8 protein-coding genes are annotated in these 17,750 nt (G+C 40.9%); 6 read left to right on the forward strand and 2 right to left on the reverse strand.

Annotation, left to right across the window (positions count from 1 at the left end; translation table 11 throughout):
* Positions 1-4: 4 nt before the first annotated feature.
* The gene (locus tag ACW6NC_RS05675; RefSeq protein WP_457864269.1) at positions 5-1,348 is read right to left on the reverse strand and encodes a Na(+)-translocating NADH-quinone reductase subunit A; all 1,344 of its coding nucleotides are present in this window, start codon (positions 1,346-1,348) and stop codon (positions 5-7) included.
* 169 nt (positions 1,349-1,517) lie between these two features.
* Here ACW6NC_RS05675 and ACW6NC_RS05680 point away from each other — a divergent pair, with 169 nt between their 5' ends.
* The 3 genes from ACW6NC_RS05680 to apaG are packed head-to-tail and all read left to right on the forward strand — an operon-like array spanning position 1,518 to position 4,278.
* Positions 1,518-2,768, forward strand: a complete 1,251-nt coding sequence (locus ACW6NC_RS05680) for a type IX secretion system plug protein (protein ID WP_457864271.1) — start codon at positions 1,518-1,520, stop codon at positions 2,766-2,768.
* A gap of 24 nt (positions 2,769-2,792) precedes the next feature.
* Entirely contained in the window at positions 2,793-3,878 is a 1,086-nt protein-coding gene (locus ACW6NC_RS05685; RefSeq protein ID WP_457864273.1) for a DUF3667 domain-containing protein, read from the forward strand.
* A 13-nt stretch (positions 3,879-3,891) separates the two neighbouring features.
* Positions 3,892-4,278, forward strand: a complete 387-nt coding sequence (gene apaG / locus ACW6NC_RS05690; RefSeq protein WP_457864274.1) for a Co2+/Mg2+ efflux protein ApaG — start codon at positions 3,892-3,894, stop codon at positions 4,276-4,278.
* Here the strand turns inward: apaG and ACW6NC_RS05695 are convergent.
* Positions 4,275-4,982: an NRDE family protein gene (locus tag ACW6NC_RS05695; protein ID WP_457864276.1), complete on the reverse strand. Its 708-nt coding sequence runs from the start codon at positions 4,980-4,982 to the stop codon at positions 4,275-4,277. The genes apaG and ACW6NC_RS05695 overlap by 4 nt on opposite strands.
* A 140-nt stretch (positions 4,983-5,122) precedes the next feature.
* Here ACW6NC_RS05695 and pruA point away from each other — a divergent pair, with 140 nt between their 5' ends.
* The 3 genes from pruA to ACW6NC_RS05710 all read left to right on the forward strand — a co-directional run.
* Positions 5,123-6,766, forward strand: coding sequence for an L-glutamate gamma-semialdehyde dehydrogenase (gene pruA, locus ACW6NC_RS05700; protein ID WP_457864277.1), 1,644 nt, complete (start codon positions 5,123-5,125; stop codon positions 6,764-6,766).
* Positions 6,767-7,112: 346 nt separating this feature from the next.
* A complete protein-coding gene (locus ACW6NC_RS05705) occupies positions 7,113-17,114 on the forward strand; it encodes an Ig-like domain-containing protein (RefSeq protein ID WP_457864279.1) in 10,002 nt (3,333 codons plus the stop codon).
* A 187-nt stretch (positions 17,115-17,301) separates the two neighbouring features.
* Positions 17,302-17,750 (forward strand): hypothetical protein (locus ACW6NC_RS05710; protein WP_457864280.1); only part of this gene is annotated, 449 nt, incomplete at its 3' end.

The raw sequence follows: 17,750 nt of genomic DNA on the forward strand, positions 1-17,750 counted from the left end.
CTTTTTAACCTACTTCAGTAATCATTAAATCAAGCCCTAAACGAATGACCTCCTGAATATCAATTTTCGAGGTGTTTACATATTCTACCAAAGCGAAATCTTCTGGAGCCACTTCGTAAATCCCAAGGTTCTCCATTTTCTCAATATCTCCGGCCATACATGCCTTAATAAGCTGCATTGGAAAAATATCCATTGGTAATACCTCCTCCATTTCACCAGTAACAACCAAAGCACGTTCCTCTCCGTTGAGATTGGTGGTGGGCTTGAATTTACGCTTAGGAAACAACCAGGAAAGTGAAGTTCTGGAATTTGAGTGTATATTATTATAGGTAAAAGGCAACCAACCAAATGCTCTGTATTGATTTCCTTCTGGAATAAGCGTTAATTCGTTATCCAGGAAACCTATGTACTGATTATTAGAGATTTTGGTTCCCGTTAAAACATTTCCTGAGATTACTCGGATATCATCGTTAACCTCTCCGATAAAATCGGAAACATTCGCACCAATTTTTGCACTATAGTATTTGCGATCTTTTGCTTCACTACCGGTTACTGCAATGGTGCGATCGGCCTCAAAACGTCCAGTTAAGAACAATTTACCTATAATAGCAACGTCCTCAGGGTTCAGGGTCCAAACTCTTTCCCCCTGGTTCACCGGATCAATCTTATGGATTTGCACTCCAACATTGCCCGCCGGATGTGGTCCACTAACACTGTGAAGTTCGACGCCCTTTATCCCTTTCAAAGAAGCTGCCGAGGAATCGTCCATAGAAAGGTGAACTTTTCCGGAAGTTAATTTTTGGAGCGCGTTAATTCCTTCCTGGAATTCCGCTTGTTTATCCTTTAAGATGAAGCCCCAATCCGGAGCTAATGGAGCCGTACTAACTGCTGAAATGAAAATAGCTTTTGGGCTATCTTTGGGGTCGGCTATAATATCGTATGGCCTTTGATTGATAAAAGCACCGCAGCCACTCTCAAGGATTCGGGCCTTTACGGCTTCAGCATCAGCTGAAGCAGCGTCCATTTTCCCAAATTCCTTATAAGCATCTTCGGAATCTGCTTCTATAATTACTTCCATAATGCGGCGTTTATCACCTCGCTTAATCTCCTTAAGCGTTCCACTAACGGGACTGGTAAAACGCACCTCATCGGTGTATTTTGAATAGAAAAGTTCGTCACCGGCTAGCAGTTTCGCACCTTCCTTAACAACCATTTTGGGTACTACAGTATGAAAATCTGGCGGTTTAATGGCATAGGTCTTTGACCTCGGAGCTTGTACCAGCTCCTTTTCCGCCTCCCCTTCTAATCGTAGAGATAAACCTCTTTTAATTCGAATGTCTTTTGACATAGGATGGAGTGTATGTTAAAAATTTTTTTTTAAAGTCAGGCAAATTTAGGAATTTTAAACCCACAAATCCCAATAAAAACAAGAATTTTCAGACTCCGAATCTGTTAAATTGAAATGTTAAAAAGTTCGGTATGAGAATTGTAATTATCTTTGAATATAATTCCTTACAATGAAAATGATCCTCGTCATAATTTCCGTTCTTTTTTCTTTTTTTAGCCTACAGGCACAAGGTCAAAAGGAAACTGCTCCGCCAAATTATATCTACACCATTGAGTTTAATGGGAGTTCCCGCCAAAATGGGAGTCCTATAGTAAAAATTGGGGAGAAACTCAGATTACAATTCGATGACATCATAGGCGATGAAGCCGATTATTACTATACGATCGAGCATTACAATTACGACTGGAGCCCAACGCAACTCTCAAAATCCGAGTATATGGTTGGTTTTGACGACGTGAGAATTCTCGATTACAAAAACTCCTATAATACCCTACAAGGCTATTCCCATTACCAGCTGGAAATACCAAATTCTACGACCCGGGGCCTGAAAGTATCCGGAAATTATATGCTGAAGATCTTCAACGCGGAAAAAGAGCTCGTATTTTCCCGAAAATTTATGGTTTATGAGCCTCTAGCAACGGTATCGGTAAATTTAAGACGTTCGCGTGATCTAAGTGTTATTTCTGAAAAACAAGTGGTGAATTTTTCGGTAGAATCATCCGACCTGATTCTTAAGAATCCAAATGAAACCGTCAATGTCCTTATTCTTCAGAATCAAAATTTGAGGACCGCCATTAAAAACATCGCCCCTCAGTATAATATTGGCAATGAATTAATTTACCGATACGACCAAGAAACCGCATTCTTTGGGGGGAATGAATACCTCCAGTTTGACAACAAAGATCTTCGGGCAAGTACGGTTGACATCAATTTTATCGAATTAAATGAGCTTTACCACCACCATTTATTCCCAGACAGAGCCAGGGCTAACCAACCTTACACCTACCAACCTGATATAAACGGTGGTTTTGTAGTCCGAAGCCTGCAGGCTCGGGAACCTGAAACAGAAGCTGAATATTCCTGGGTGCATTTCAGGTTTGAAAATTATAGCTTACTTGAAGGTGGAGAAATTCACATCTATGGAAATTTCAATAATTTCAAAACCGATCAAACCACAAAATTAAGTTTGGGTGAGGAAACGGATGTTTACCAGGGTGCCAGACTGTTTAAACAAGGTTTTTATAATTACAAATATGTTTTAAAAAGACCAGATGGCAGTATTGACGAAGGCTTTTTCAGCGGTAACTTTTACCAGACCGAAAATGAATACCAGGTGTTAATTTATTACCGTAGTCCTGGAGCCAGATATGACAGGCTCATTGGGGTAGGTCGTGCCAATTCAACCAATATCACCAACTAACCCCCCTCAACCATTACAACATACATGGAAAAAGAAAGAAGTCTTTTAAAGTATCGTGGAGAGCATTGCCTTAATTGCGACCATCCACTTGACAAAAGCGATAAATACTGCCCTTCCTGTGGCCAGTTAAACAGCACAAAAAAACTTGCTTTTGATGATTTCTTTAATGAATTCTTTGCTGGCATCCTCGCGTACGATTCCCGATTTCGACGCACCATGAGATCATTACTGTTCAACCCTGGTAAGATTTCGAAGGATTATATATTAGGCAAACGTATGCGCTACGCTAATCCTTTTAGGTTCTACCTCAGCGCTTCCATTATTTTCTTCATAATCTGGGGTTTTGTAAATAGTTTCGAGTTACAACCCATTACGACAAACCTTGATTCTGAAGGGATTGAAACTGTAAACAGAGCTACTGATTCCCTTGACATATCAAATCCGGAAATAGGAGGTGGAGCGATTAAACTGGATTCACTTATTAGAACTCAACAAGCCAAAGAAAGGGCAACTTATCAGGAAGTTTACCTTGACTCAATTGGCCTGGACAGTTTAACATTTCTAAATGCCAGTAGCAAAAAATTCAATATCTATTCAAAATTTTATAAGCAAACTCAAATCCTTTCAGGTCAGCAAGCTCTGGATAGCCTAAGACATCCTCATTCCAATTATAACCACTGGCTTTACAAAAAGGCCACAGACTGGAATATACTAAAGAGTAACCCTCAGTTATTTCTCAATTATTTTATCAATAAACTGCCCTTTATCATCTTTTTCTATCTTCCGGTTTTTGCATTTTTTATCTGGTTGCTCTATCTGCGCGGATCCTTTAATTATATGGAACATTTAATTTTTACCTTCCACGTTCAAACCACATTTTTTATCCTCTTTGGCCTGGCACTTCTATTGGATTACATTCTTACCACGGACTTAGGTATAACCGTAGCAACCTTGATTTTCATTTTTTACTTATATAAAGCAATGAGAAAATTTTACGGACAAAATCGTGTTAAAACCATTGTAAAGTTTATGTTGCTAAATATTATATTTTTTACCTTAGCAATTATCGCAGGAATTGTTTCAATAATAGCATCTTTCGCGCTATATTAAGTTATAATTCAATATGATCCAACAAGTTACAAGAGGTATTAAGATCTCGGTTGAGACCAGTTTTGAGGGTTCTGTTTTCAGAAGCTACAGGAAATTATTTGCCTTTGCCTATCGGATCACCATTGAAAATCAAAGTAACGATTCCGTTCAATTGACCTCCCGATACTGGAAGATAAAAGATGCCTTAAATAACACCGAAATCGTAAAGGGAGACGGAGTAATCGGTAAAAAACCAGTGATAAAGCCAGGAGAATCACACTCCTACAGTAGCGGTTGTCTTTTAACCTCTCCATTTGGAGCAATGAGTGGCTATTATAAAATGGTGAATTTCACCACAACCAGAAAATTTAATGTACAAATACCTTCATTTAAGTTAAGCGTGCCTTTTGCTTTAAATTAGAATTCCATTTTTTTCTCGGTTATTTTTTTAGTTTCCAGATCTCTATACCAAAAGTTTAACTTGCAGGGCTTGACAATAATCTGGGAGATACTCTGAGTCTTTAAAAAACCGCGGTCCATCACCAGGTCCTGTTCCTTATCCCCCTCCCCCGCATTGTGGTGAAAATCCAGAATATTTTCCGGGCTTAGCCTGCCCATTATTTTGGCGAACCACTCCGCTCTTTTGGCTTTTACCTCTTTTGAATATAAAGGAGAAGAGGACCAGATATGCGGCTGGATTTCCAGTTCCCTTAAATGCTTTATTTTCTCGTCCCAAACAAGTTCAAAGAAAACCAGCTCCTTTTCCCAATCAGCTATGATGAGGGTAAAAGCCTCTACCCCGTAAAAGTCATAATTTTCTACAGCGGAAATTCCATCTTCGGCGGCAAGGATATCTTTTACTATAATACCCCGGCTCAAACGATATGGCTCATTTCTTTGATGTGGTTTAAATTCCCCGTTCATAAGACAAGCAACTCTTTTCTGTGTACTGCCACCAATCCAGGTTCCACCGGCCTTTTTATCCTCAGGCATAATGAGCTTAGAATCTTTAAATTTCACTATTTCAGGAGGAAGCGTTTTTCTAATTATAACCTCATCCCTGTTAGAGGTTAAAACAAAACTTTTCTGTTGAGTATTTAAAGGAACCAGACTGATAGTACACATAGACTTTTCTTAAAAAATAACCTCAAAATACTAAAATAGTTAAGCTTTCGTGAAGTCGATGTCCTTATTGCCTAAAATCGCTTAAATTTTTTACCTTTAACAGCAAGAATTAATAATCAAAAAAACTTAAATATATTATTATGGGAAAAGGATTTTTTCACGTTCCTGTGGCTGTTAATGAGCCTGTAAAAACGTACGAGCCGGGGTCTCCGGAAAGAGAAGAAGTTTTACTTACTTACAAAGATTTGTTTAATACAAAAATGGAGGTTCCATTATATATTGGTGACAAACAAATTAAGACAGGAGATACCGCTACGATGCATCCACCTCACGATCATAAGCACGAACTTGGGATCTATCATAAAGCCGATAAAAAACATGTTCAACAGGCTATAGACTCTGCTTTGGAAGCTCGTGAAGCCTGGGCTAATTTGGAATGGGAACAACGGGCTGCCGTTTTTCTAAAAGCCGCTGATTTAATTGCTGGACCGTATCGTGCAAGAATTAATGCTGCCACCATGATTGGGCAATCAAAAAATATCTATCAGGCTGAGATAGATTCAGCGTGTGAGTTGTGCGACTTTTTAAGGTTCAACGTAGAATATATGGCTCAGATCTACGACGAGCAACCCGAATCTTCAGAAGGCTCATGGAATAGAGTAGAATATCGTCCTTTGGAAGGATTTGTTTACGCTATTACTCCATTTAACTTTACAGCCATTTCAGGAAATCTCCCTTCAAGTGCTGCTTTAATGGGGAATGTAGCCGTTTGGAAACCTAGCGATAGCCAGGTATACTCAGCACAGATCATTATGGAGGTCTTTAAGGAAGCCGGAGTGCCCGATGGAGTAATCAATATGGTAATGGGAGATCCCGCTATGATTACCGATATCATACTGGATAGTCCTGATTTTTCAGGAATTCATTTTACAGGTAGTACCACGGTTTTTAAAGATATATGGGGTAAGATCGGAAATAGAATTCAGAAATATAAAACCTACCCTAGAATTGTCGGGGAAACAGGTGGTAAAGACTTTATAGTGGCACATCCGACAGCTAATTCAAAACAGGTTGCAACTGCAATTTCAAGAGGAGCTTTTGAATATCAGGGCCAGAAATGTAGTGCTGCTTCCCGGGTATATATTCCTAAAAGTCTTTGGGGCGAAGTTAAAGAGTTCGTAGCTGAAGATTTGAGCTCTTTTAAAATGGGATCCCCCGAAGATATGAGCAACTTCATTAATGCTGTCATTCATGAGGGTGCTTTTGATAAACTATCCGGATATATAGACCAGGCTAAAAAGGATAAGGATGCCGAAGTAGTCATTGGAGGTAATTATGATAAATCAAAAGGTTATTTTATTGAACCAACGGTCATCCTAACAACCGATCCAAAATATGTTACTATGGAAACCGAACTCTTCGGTCCTGTAGTCACTGTATATGTTTATGACGACAATAACTTCTCTGAGAAAAAATGGGAAGATCTTTTAGAACTTGTAGACAACACAAGCATTTATGGACTGACTGGTGCTATTTTGTCTGGAGATCGATATGCAGCCGCAAAAGCTACAAAAATGTTGCAAAATGCTGCCGGGAATTTCTATATCAATGATAAACCGACAGGTGCAGTGGTTGGCCAACAACCCTTTGGTGGAGCCCGAGCAAGCGGAACCAATGATAAAGCTGGATCAAAGCAAAACCTATTACGTTGGGTTTCCCCAAGATTAATAAAAGAAACCTTTGTAACTCCTACAGATTATAGATATCCCTTCCTAGGGGAATAATACTTGTAAGAGTTTTTCTTACAAAAAGCCACAGCCTGAAAAAGCTGTGGCTTTTTTTGTTTTTAGGGTATTAAGCAGTAGTAGTTCAATACCAAAAATCGGCCTATCACCGGCTTAAAGCACTATAATTCAACTTAATATATCTTTTGTGAAGTAAGAAAAAGTAAGAAATTGTGCACTTTAAACGAATAATCATCCCGTTCAACGAAAAAAACAATTTCCCACTTAAAGATTCCCTATTTTTAATTGTTAATTGTCTTCGCCCCAATGGTTTACTCAGCCAGACCTCAGTTAGCATAAAATTATCCCTACGTAATTTATTGATCCAACCTAATGCATTACAACTATGGGAAAAAAATTACATTCTCTTTTTTTTATAATATCATTATTTCTACTGAATACATGGAGTGGTTTCGGGCAATGTACAGATGGACCAAACACCAATACCTCCGTCAGTATTAGTCTGAAAGGTTCCTCTACCATATGTTCTGATGAAACTATTTCATACGAATCTGATATTACATGGGATGGGGCGGCCAGTGCCGTGTATCAGTGGCAGGAAAAAATAGGAACCGGTGACTGGGTGGATATTGGTGAAGGAACAGGAAAGGATCTTTTAGACTACACGCCCCAGAACAATTCAAAGTTCAGATTACAACTTATTTTTTGTGATGGCGCTTCTAACGAGGAAATTGTAACGAGTAATACTTCAGGAACAATAACCGTGGTAGACGTCACCACAGCTACAGCAAGTATATCTTCTGACAAAACCCTGGTATGCCCCAACGAGGTTGTAACCTTTTCACCCAATGTAAGCAATGAGGGGACCAGTCCGGGCTATAGTTGGTTGGTGAACGGAATTGAAAAGGAGACTTCAGCAACCTTTTCCTGGAATCAGTTTTCAGATGGAGATAAGGTGCAGTTATTACTCACTTCAAACCGTCCATGTGCTATAGACGGGGATAGTGACAGTAATAATACGATAGAAAGCAATATCATTACCATTTCAGTAAAACCTGCCGCACCCGATGCGCCTGGTACTATTTCAGGAGAAACTCAAGTTTGTCCGAATACCACCGGAATTACTTATAGCATAACTCCTGTTGACAGAGCCACTTCCTATCAGTGGACCCTTCCAACAGGTTGGACAGGCAATAGCACCGATGATAGCATTATCATCACTTCTGGAAATGTTGCTGATAACCAGATCATCAAAGTGAAAGCCATTAATGAATGTGGTGAAAGTGCTGAATCGTCTTTGACCGTTAATGTAGGCCCAGGAAAACCTGATACTCCGGGCGAAATTTCCGATCCTGGAATTATTTGTCCCGGTCAAACGATATCTTTAGAAGTGCCCCTTGATAATAGCGTTAACGACTATACCTGGAGTTTGCCTAACGGTTGGAGCATTATCAGTGGACAAGGCACAAACCAGATTAATGTGACTGCCGGGAATTATGGCCAAGATGGTAGCGTATCTGTCTTCTCGACTAATACCTGTCTTGACAGCGATGCAAGGTCCAGAAGTTTTAGCATCAATGAACCTGTGCCTGCCACACCTGGTGAAATAAGTGGTCCTGATATCGTTTGTCCAAGTTCAGAAATGATCTATAGCATCAGCGCCGTAACCTATGCCGATCAATATATCTGGTTTTTGGATGGTGCAGAGATTACCGGGCAAAATGGCACTTCAGTAACTTTAGATAGCGGCACTACACCCGGGAATAGGACTCTAAAAGTTATCGCTGTTAATGAATGCGTAAATTCGGCTGATTACACAACCCTTAACGGCAGCACCAAAACCCTTACCGTCGATGATGGTACTCCTGAGGCTACTTCTATCACTCAGGGCAATGGAGAGCAAAGTTTTTGCCCTGGTGCCTCTGGAATACTGTTCCAGGTGCCTACTGACACCAAAATAGACTCCTACAGCTGGCAGGTTCCCTCTGGATGGTCCATTACAGGAGGTGATAACACCAATGAAATTACGGTAACCGCCGGACAATTAGGAGATGATGGCCAAATTACCTTCACTGGATCCAGTAATGATTGCGGAAGTGTAACAGCTACCTATGAAGTAATGGTAAAAAATCCGGCCCCAGTGATTACCTCACAGGTCATTTCAGGAGAAACGACCGTATGTCATTCTGATTCAGGAATTGTCTATTCAATTCCAGAAGTTCAATATGCTTCGAATTATATCTGGAGTGTGCCTGGAAATTGGGTCATTAATTCCGGGAATGGCACTAATTCTATAACCGTCTCAGCAGGAACTGATAACGGTGATATAAAAGTGATTGCAGAAAATGACTGTGGCCAAAGCGCTCCGGTGAGTTTAGCAGCAACAAGCATAGATCAGGTACCTGCTCAGCCTACAGCAATCAGCTCCAGTTTATGGGATTCTCAGACCAGTTCGAATGATCCTATTTGCCCTCCTGCTTCTGGAATTACTTTTTCAGTTTCAGAGGCAACGGATGCAGATAGCTACAACTGGATTCTGCCCACGGGATGGGAAATTTCCTCAGGAGCTAACACTTCCAGTATTACGGTAAAAGTTACGGCCGCTGCCAGTTATAATTCAAATGAAAGTGTCCAAGTTGAGGCGGTAAATATTTGTGGTAGCAGTACAGTCCAAACCTATGATAATATTGTATTATCTGACTATGTACAAGTGGACGCAGGGAGTGATAAGACTGTTTGTCGAACTACGGAGGCCATTACCATCTCCGGATTGGTGGATTTCAATGGAAGTAAAATGAAAATCACACCAACAACAAATGGTACAGGAACCTTTACGAATGTTCCTAACGGTAACGTGAGTGATTATTCTATTGATTACCTCCCAAGTCAGGCAGACATAGATAACCTGGACCAGGTTATTATAACGATTACCACCGAAGCTCCTGTAGGAGCCTGCGGCCCAGGCGAGGATGAAATGATAATATCTTTTAGGGATGATCCCAGTGTTACCATCACTGGGGATGCTACAATTTGTGCTGGCACCGCTTCAAATCTAACTATTAGCGGGGATCCCAATACCCTGGTTACTTACACCATTAACGGCGGGTCAAATCAAAATGTCACAATTGGTTCTTCTGGAGAGGTTAGCCTTGATAGTGGAATCCTCACCGAAAATACTACTTATGATTTAGTAAGTGCAGTTTACACGGACTCCCCTTCCTGTTCAGGAAATATTTCAGGAACTGCCACCCTTACCGTAACACAAGTACCAACCGCTGAAATTTCCTATAATAATACTTGCAGCTCAGAAACTTTATTGGACGTTTCCCTGACCGGAACGAATAATTATTCAGGTGGTACTTTTTCCTCAAATTCAGGATTAAGTATCGATGCCGGTTCAGGAAGAATAAATCCTTCCCTAAGTACTCCAGGAATTTATACCGTCACGTATACCATTCCGGCTTCAGAAGGATGTGAGGAAATCACTGTCTCCACTGAAGTTAATATCTCAGAAGAAATTGCAATTACTGCTGAACCTACTCAGGCAAGAGCCTGTGAAGGAGGGGATGTTCAATTTGAAGTAGCAGCTACAGGAGATGAGCTTTCATATCAATGGTATAAAAATTCCGTAGCTGTGGGCAATGAAATAGGAAGCAATTCAAATATCTTGAACCTCACTAGTATTACTGCAGGAGATGCGGGAGAATATATGGTGGTTGTAAGTGGAACAGCAGCTTGTACTTCTGTAACATCTCTGATGGCAGAACTTATAGTAGATGAAAACCTTGTTATTGAAAATCAACCAGAAGCTATTAGTGTATGCGAAAACAGTTCAGCAAGTATCAGTATTTCAGCTACTTCAGGAGGAACAGCATTAAGCTCAGATTATTCCTACCAGTGGTTTAAAGGGAGTCCTGGATCCGGCACCCCAATTGTGGGAGCCACCTCACCAAGCCTGGAAATAACTACGACCTCCGAAGCAGATTCGGGTGAATATTATGCAGAAATCAGTGGCCCTGCAGAATATCAATGCAGTCCGATTATCTCAGAAGCGGCCACTTTAACTGTAAGAAAAACTCCTACTGTAGAAATTTCGGGTAGTGCCGAAATCTGTAGTGGAAATAGTACAGACCTCATTTTTTCAAATGGCATACCCAACGGTATTGTAACCTATACCATTAATAACAACAATTCCGCTTTACAGACCTTTGTTTTAGATGCAAACGGAGAAGGTACTTTAAATACCGGTTCCCTGGTGGCTACCTCAGGAAATAATACGGATTTTCTATATACCATCCAATCGGTAGCCTACTCCGATACTCCGGAATGCAATACTCCTGTTTCTGGATCGGCTACGGTGACCGTTGCTCCTGATCCGGACGTAAGCATGACTTTTGCTGAAAATCAAACTGAATTTTGTACAGCAGACTCAGCCACCTACACTCCGATCCTGGAGGGAACAGGCACCTATAGCGGAGGCAAATTTTCTGCACCGGGACTCACGCTTGATGAAAATACAGGTGCTTTCGTCCCTGCTAGCCAAGATCCCGGAGATTACACCCTCACCTATACGATTCCTCCCTATGGAGGATGCCCAGAGGAAACCCTGACGCTTTCAATTTCAATTTTTGAGGAGGTGAAAATCACTTCTCAACCATTTAATGTTGGGATATGTTCCACCGAGGATGCAGAATTTTCTGTTTCAGCTACTGGTGATGACTTGAAATTTCAATGGTTCAAAGACGGGACTCCTATTGCTGGTGCTGAAAACCCAATCCTTAAGCTTCCTGTGGCCACTTCAGAGGACGCGGGAGAATATTTTGTTCGAATTTCCGGCACCAATGCCTGCACCCCAACTGAAGAAATGATGGTTGACTCTGATGTGGTCACCCTAAACGTGGATGAAGACATTGTTATTCTTGAACCCGCCGAAAATGTATCGGTTTGTGAGACAGGAGATAAGACTGTTGAATTCCGGTTTGTAGCCCATGCCAATGGTGCTCCCCTTCAATTCACCTGGATCTATGGAAATGGAACTAACGTTCCTATTGATGGCAACAAAATTGAAAGCTCACTTACGACCCAGGCCAATTATAAAGACACAGGAATAGAAGTTTACATTGGAACACTAACTATACACAATATTGTAGAAGCCGACGAAAACCTTTATGCCGTACAAATAGACGGAGCGGGTAATGATTTTACCTGTCCAACAGCCACCTCAAATGCTTTTGAACTGGAAGTAAATCCTCTCCCGGATGCTCCGGTGGTAAAAAATATTGAATATTGCCTTAATCAGGATGCAGCCGCTTTGACTGCTACAGGAACTAATCTTTTATGGTACGACAGCCCTGATGATGAAACTCCCTCGGAAAACGCTCCAGTGCCAACAACAACCGCCTCTGGAGAATTTACTTTTTACGTTTCCCAAACTCCTCTCTACTGTGAGAGCGAACTTGCAACTATTACAGTCACCGTCAATGAAAGGCCTGCTGTTCCGGGGCTGACAGCAACAGAAAAAAACCTTGAATACTGTTTGGGTGAAACCGCCTCCGCCCTTACTGCTTCTGCTGAGGATGGTGCTTTTCTTAACTGGTATGACAGTGCCAGCTCGTCTACACCCTTAGATTCCGCACCTGTTCCTCCAACCCAAGCGCAAGGTATTCTGGAGTATTGGGTAAGTCAAACCAATAGTTCCGGCTGCGAAGGAGAGAGAGAAATTGTTACCGTAACAATCAATGATTTGCCGGCCATTGTACCTCCAGATGATATTACAATTTGCTCCGGAAATTCTATTGAGGTTTCTGCTGCTGACAGTAATGAATCCTTATCTCCCACCACCTATACATGGGATTGGGCAGGTAACCCCGGAGACCCTTTGAGCGGCACAACAGTTAGTTTACAACCTACCGAAGAGACCATTTATACAATTACCGGAACCAATGCAAATGGCTGTATCAATACCTCCCAGTTCACTATCTCAGTTGAGGAGCGTCCTATTGGAGGATTAATTCAGGGGCCAGAAAGTGTCTGTATCTCCAATCCTTCCGGAACCCTTGAATTATCAGGCCATTCTGGAGATGTTATTCGTTGGGAATATAAAACAGAAAGTGAAACAGAGTGGATGGAAACAGCCCATCAGGAAACATCATATGATTTCACCATTGCTCAGGCTACTAACTTTAGAGCGGTAATTGGAAGAGGGGTTTGTGAGGAGGTTTATTCTGAACAGTGGTCAGTTTCTATCGATCCTCTGCCAGTGGGGGGAGAACTAGCCTTTGACGGCCTGGGTAGAACAATCGAAATCTGCTCTAATCCAGGACCTGACTATAACATAGCCTTAAATTTATCCGGCCATTCAGGGGAAATACTTCGCTGGAGATTTAAGGAGGGTTCAGACACGCAATGGTCCACCATAATGGATGGAGAAAACATCTTCTCGGGCACCACCTTAAGTCCCGAATTAATTAGAAGCCTGGGTATTAATCAATCTACTATTTTTGAAGTTGAAGTAGGGAGCGGTGCCTGTACACCAGGTGTTTTTTCCCAGAATGCTACCCTGGGTATTGTTTCTTCAGACATTGCTCCTGACCCAGTTACAGTAACTCCAGGTGTAGTGTGCTTTGGAGAAGAGGTGACCCTTAGCGGTAGTACGGGTTATGGCGGAGGACCTGGTTTTGAAGAAGGAGGAGCATTTGATTTCTCTAGTATTACCAATAAAGGCTGGAGAATTAAAGACAGTGAGGGTAATGAATCTAATTTCGACTCAAGCGCAGACAATGGAGTAGCCGCAATATGGCTTAGAACGAACCCCTTGCCTCTTATTACTGCCAACCTAAACTCTCCTGGCACCACTTATTCTCAAAATTGGGATTCCAGTATAGGTAACGAAGGGAATAAAGGTTTTGCTATCGTATCCGGACCAAATCCTTCTACTTTGGAAACTTCAATATTCAATCTTTTTGCTGTTGAAAACCCGGTACTGACTTTTGACCAGGCCTACAACCTTACTCCTGGCTCAGCTATTTATGTAGAAATATCGACAGATGGAGGAGCAACTTATTCTCCGGAAAATATTTTATCTCAGTTAACAGCTACAGATGCTCAAGATGGATCCAGTGGAAACTATGACAGTTTTGGAGATGATGATGCAGGACCTGAAAATAAAATAACCCTTGATCTGACTGCCTATGCAAGTCTTCAAAATCTTAGAATAAGGTTCAGATATGAAGGAACAAGAACAGGGGATGTATGGGCTGTAGACGCTATAAGTCTTCCTGTTGAACCAACCAATGTAGATCTCACTTGGAGGGATTATACCGATCCAGAAAATCCTGTGATAATTGGAACAAATAACTCTGAACAATGGACTCCAAAGCTCATTGGATGGAATGATTTTGAAATAAGAACTAGACTAACCTTTGATAGTACAGGAGAGCAATGTCCTGTTGCGGAAAACTTTTCAACTATCTCCGTATTTGTTTTTGATCAGTATACCTCTATCGCCACTGCAAATGCCGGAAGTTGTGGCAATAAGGATATTCAGTTAAAGGGAGAGGTACTCAACGGTCTTTCTGAAGAAGTTACAGAATTCCCGACCAGAGACAATTTTACTGCCAGCTGGGAGATCCTTTCTGCTCCCACGGATTATTCTTTTTCTACAACTCATTTTACTAATGAAGATAGTACAACCCCTGCAATAAATGATCCTAATGCGGTTTTCTCCCCTGGTATATCAGGGTCCTTCACTTTAAGGTGGGTATTAGAACGCAATGCCGATGACGATCTTGTAAATGAAAGTTGTCCTCCTATCTATACCGATGTTGATGTTTTAATAGAAGATTGTACCGCATTGGATTTTGACGGAATAGATGATTATGTAGATTTAGGAACCACTTATACCGGGAATTATTTTATAGAAGCATGGATAAGGCCGGAAGCCTCAACAGGAACAATAATTTCCGGTCCTGGTTTTGAAATTAAAATGGAAGACCTACCTGGAAGCATTACCCCAAATGGTCGCTGGTATCATATAGCGGTATCCAATAACCAGGAATTATGGGTGGATGGGCTAAAACAATCGACTTCAAACATAAGTGGAACTGGAGGAAACAATACATTAATCGGTGCGCGGTGGAACTCTAATACTAAGCTATCTGAAAACCATTTTTCCGGTTGGATCGAGGAAGTTAGGATTTGGAAAAAAGATCTTACCGAAGACCAGGTCAGGTTCATGATGAACCAACATCTTCAGAATTCAGCAAATATGGGTGTAGAAATACCAATGCCTGTTCCAGGTGGTTTAACATATGCTGATCTTGCTGGTTACTACCGGTTAATTTCCGCTGAACCAGATCCACTTTTACCCGGCGGGCCGATTACTTACGATCCTGCCTTAATGCCACAAAACGGTTTAACTCCTGATATAGCAATAAATCAGATTCCTGGCAGGTTATATAATATGACCACCAATCAGCAAAACACTGCACCTTTGCCTTATCTTTCTAAACAGGATGGTGCTTGGACCGATATCAATACTTGGTTAAGGCCCCAGGTCTGGGATATCCCTAATTCAACCGGAATAGGCGGGAATCCAATTGAGTGGAATATTGTTAGGACTTTCCACAATATTACTTCGGATGCCAAGGACATTACGCTTCTCGGATTAAAATCGGAAACCCTAGAGAAACTAATTACAATGGCAAATCCTGCAAGTAGTATGGATGAAACCAATAGCGGTCAAATGATGAGAGTGACTCACTACCTTTTACTTGACGGAAATATGGATCTTATAGGGGAGTCCCAATTACTCCAGGATTCGGGAAGTATACTGGAAAACACCAGTAAAGGATGGTTGGAACGCGATCAACAGGGAAAAAGAAACAGCTTTGTTTATAATTACTGGACTTCTCCAGTAAGCGCTCAAGGCAATACAAATAATGCTGATTACACGGTAAGGGAAATTTTACGAGATGGAACTACAACCTCCACCCCTAAAACAATCAATTTCCAGTCTCCTTACTGGGCAGCTGATGGAGGCAAATCCGATCCTATAACTATTAGTACTTACTGGATATGGGGCTTCTCTCCTGCACCAGCTAATATTTATGCAGAATGGGATCACGTCATGGCAGATGGCTTATTAAAAACCGGCGAAGGCTTTACGATGAAAGGTCCAGATGGTACGGCAGGTATTGGAGATGAGCAGAATTACACCTTTAAAGGAAAACCTCATAATGGCGATTTTGAGCTAACAATCGCCTCAGGACAAAATTATCTTATAGGTAACCCCTATCCCTCAGCCATTGATGGTCATCAATTTATAAGAGACAACGGAAGTGAAAACGGTGTTTTCGATGGTACTATTTATTTCTGGGACCACTTTATTAAAGTAGACCATATTCTTGCAGATTATATCGGAGGTTATGCTTATCTGAATTTGAGTTCTCCAATCGGGGTAAGTGCAATTTCCAATGATGAAAGGATCGATGCGAATGATGCAACTAGCAATAAAAAACCAGGCCAATTTATTCCAGTGAGCCAGGGATTTATGATCAATACGACAGGAGCCTTAGGTGGAGATGTAAAATTCAGAAATGGTCAAAGAGTGTACGAAAGAGAAACTGGTACTGGAAGTAACTCTGTATTTCTGAGTCACGAAAGAAAGGAAAAATCCACCAAACAACAGGATGAGGAAGTCCCTCGAATCAGACTTAATTTCAGATCTCCGACAGGCTATCACAGACAAATTTTAGCAGCAGCAATTCCTACTACAACCAATGGCTTCGACTGGGGTTATGATGCGCGGTTAAGGGATAATAGTGCAGAAGATATGTTCTGGATGATCGGTGAAGATAAATATGTAATTCAGGCGGTTCCAGATTTCGATAAAGAGCAAGTTTTACCTCTTGGGGTAAGAATAAAAGGGGATTCTGAATTCACTTTTAAAATAGATACCCTGGAAAACTGGCCAAGTGAGAAACCGATTTATCTACAGGATCATCTAAACGACAGTATTCACGATTTGCAAAAAGGAGAATATCACGGAACTTCAGAACCAGGAGAGATTCTGGATCGTTTTGAGATCATATTCCATAAAGAACCTGACCAAATTATTCCAGAGACACCAAATCCTGGGGCAGAGTTAACCAATATTCAGGTTCGTTATCTTCACGATAGGAGGGAATTAATTATTATGAATCCAGATCTAATTAAAATTAATGAGGTTATGATCTTTGATTTAGTAGGAAAACGTATACAGGGTTTTGAAGATATACCTCAGTCTAAAGAAATAATTCTAAATACCAGACCAATAGGTTCCAGTGTTTATATTGTTAAATTACTTACTCCTTCAGGAGTTAAAAATATCAAATTCTTAATGAAGTAATTTTGATTTAATGTGTAGGTTATTTCCTACATTCATTTCAATTTTAAAGCTTGAAATAGCTTTATACCTGATTTTTAGTGATTTAAATCAGATATTTAAGCGTAAAAATTTGTATGACTTAACTTTTTATATGTAATTTTACTCTTTCTTTTAATAAAGAGTGCCTATGGGTAAAATTACTCCCCGGTTGAATTTGTTTTCAATCAAATTGATAGTTTTGTTTTTCAGCTGCAGTATTCTGCATGCTGCGGAATTTCCTGCCAAAAATTTAAAATTGAATGCAGGGGAGCAATCGACCTATTTTGTAGGGTTCTTATTATATAATCCTACAATAACTGCCCCTGATGATGTTAATGAGGTTAATGATCCCGGTGAGTGCCACACCTTAAAATCAAATCTAGATCTTGGAACTCCAACGGTTGATGGAACAACTAACAGTGCAACTAACGATGCTCCTGATTCTTTTCCATTGGGAGAAACCATAGTAACCTGGACGGTCACAGATGACGCAGGAAACACGGATACTGACATTCAGGTAGTTACGATTTCAGATAACGAAGATCCAACGGCAAGCAACCCGGCTCCCATAAACGTGCAATGTGCGGCGGAGGTCCCGGCAGCAGATCCTGCTGTGGT

This window comes from Salegentibacter profundi, from assembly GCF_054121475.1.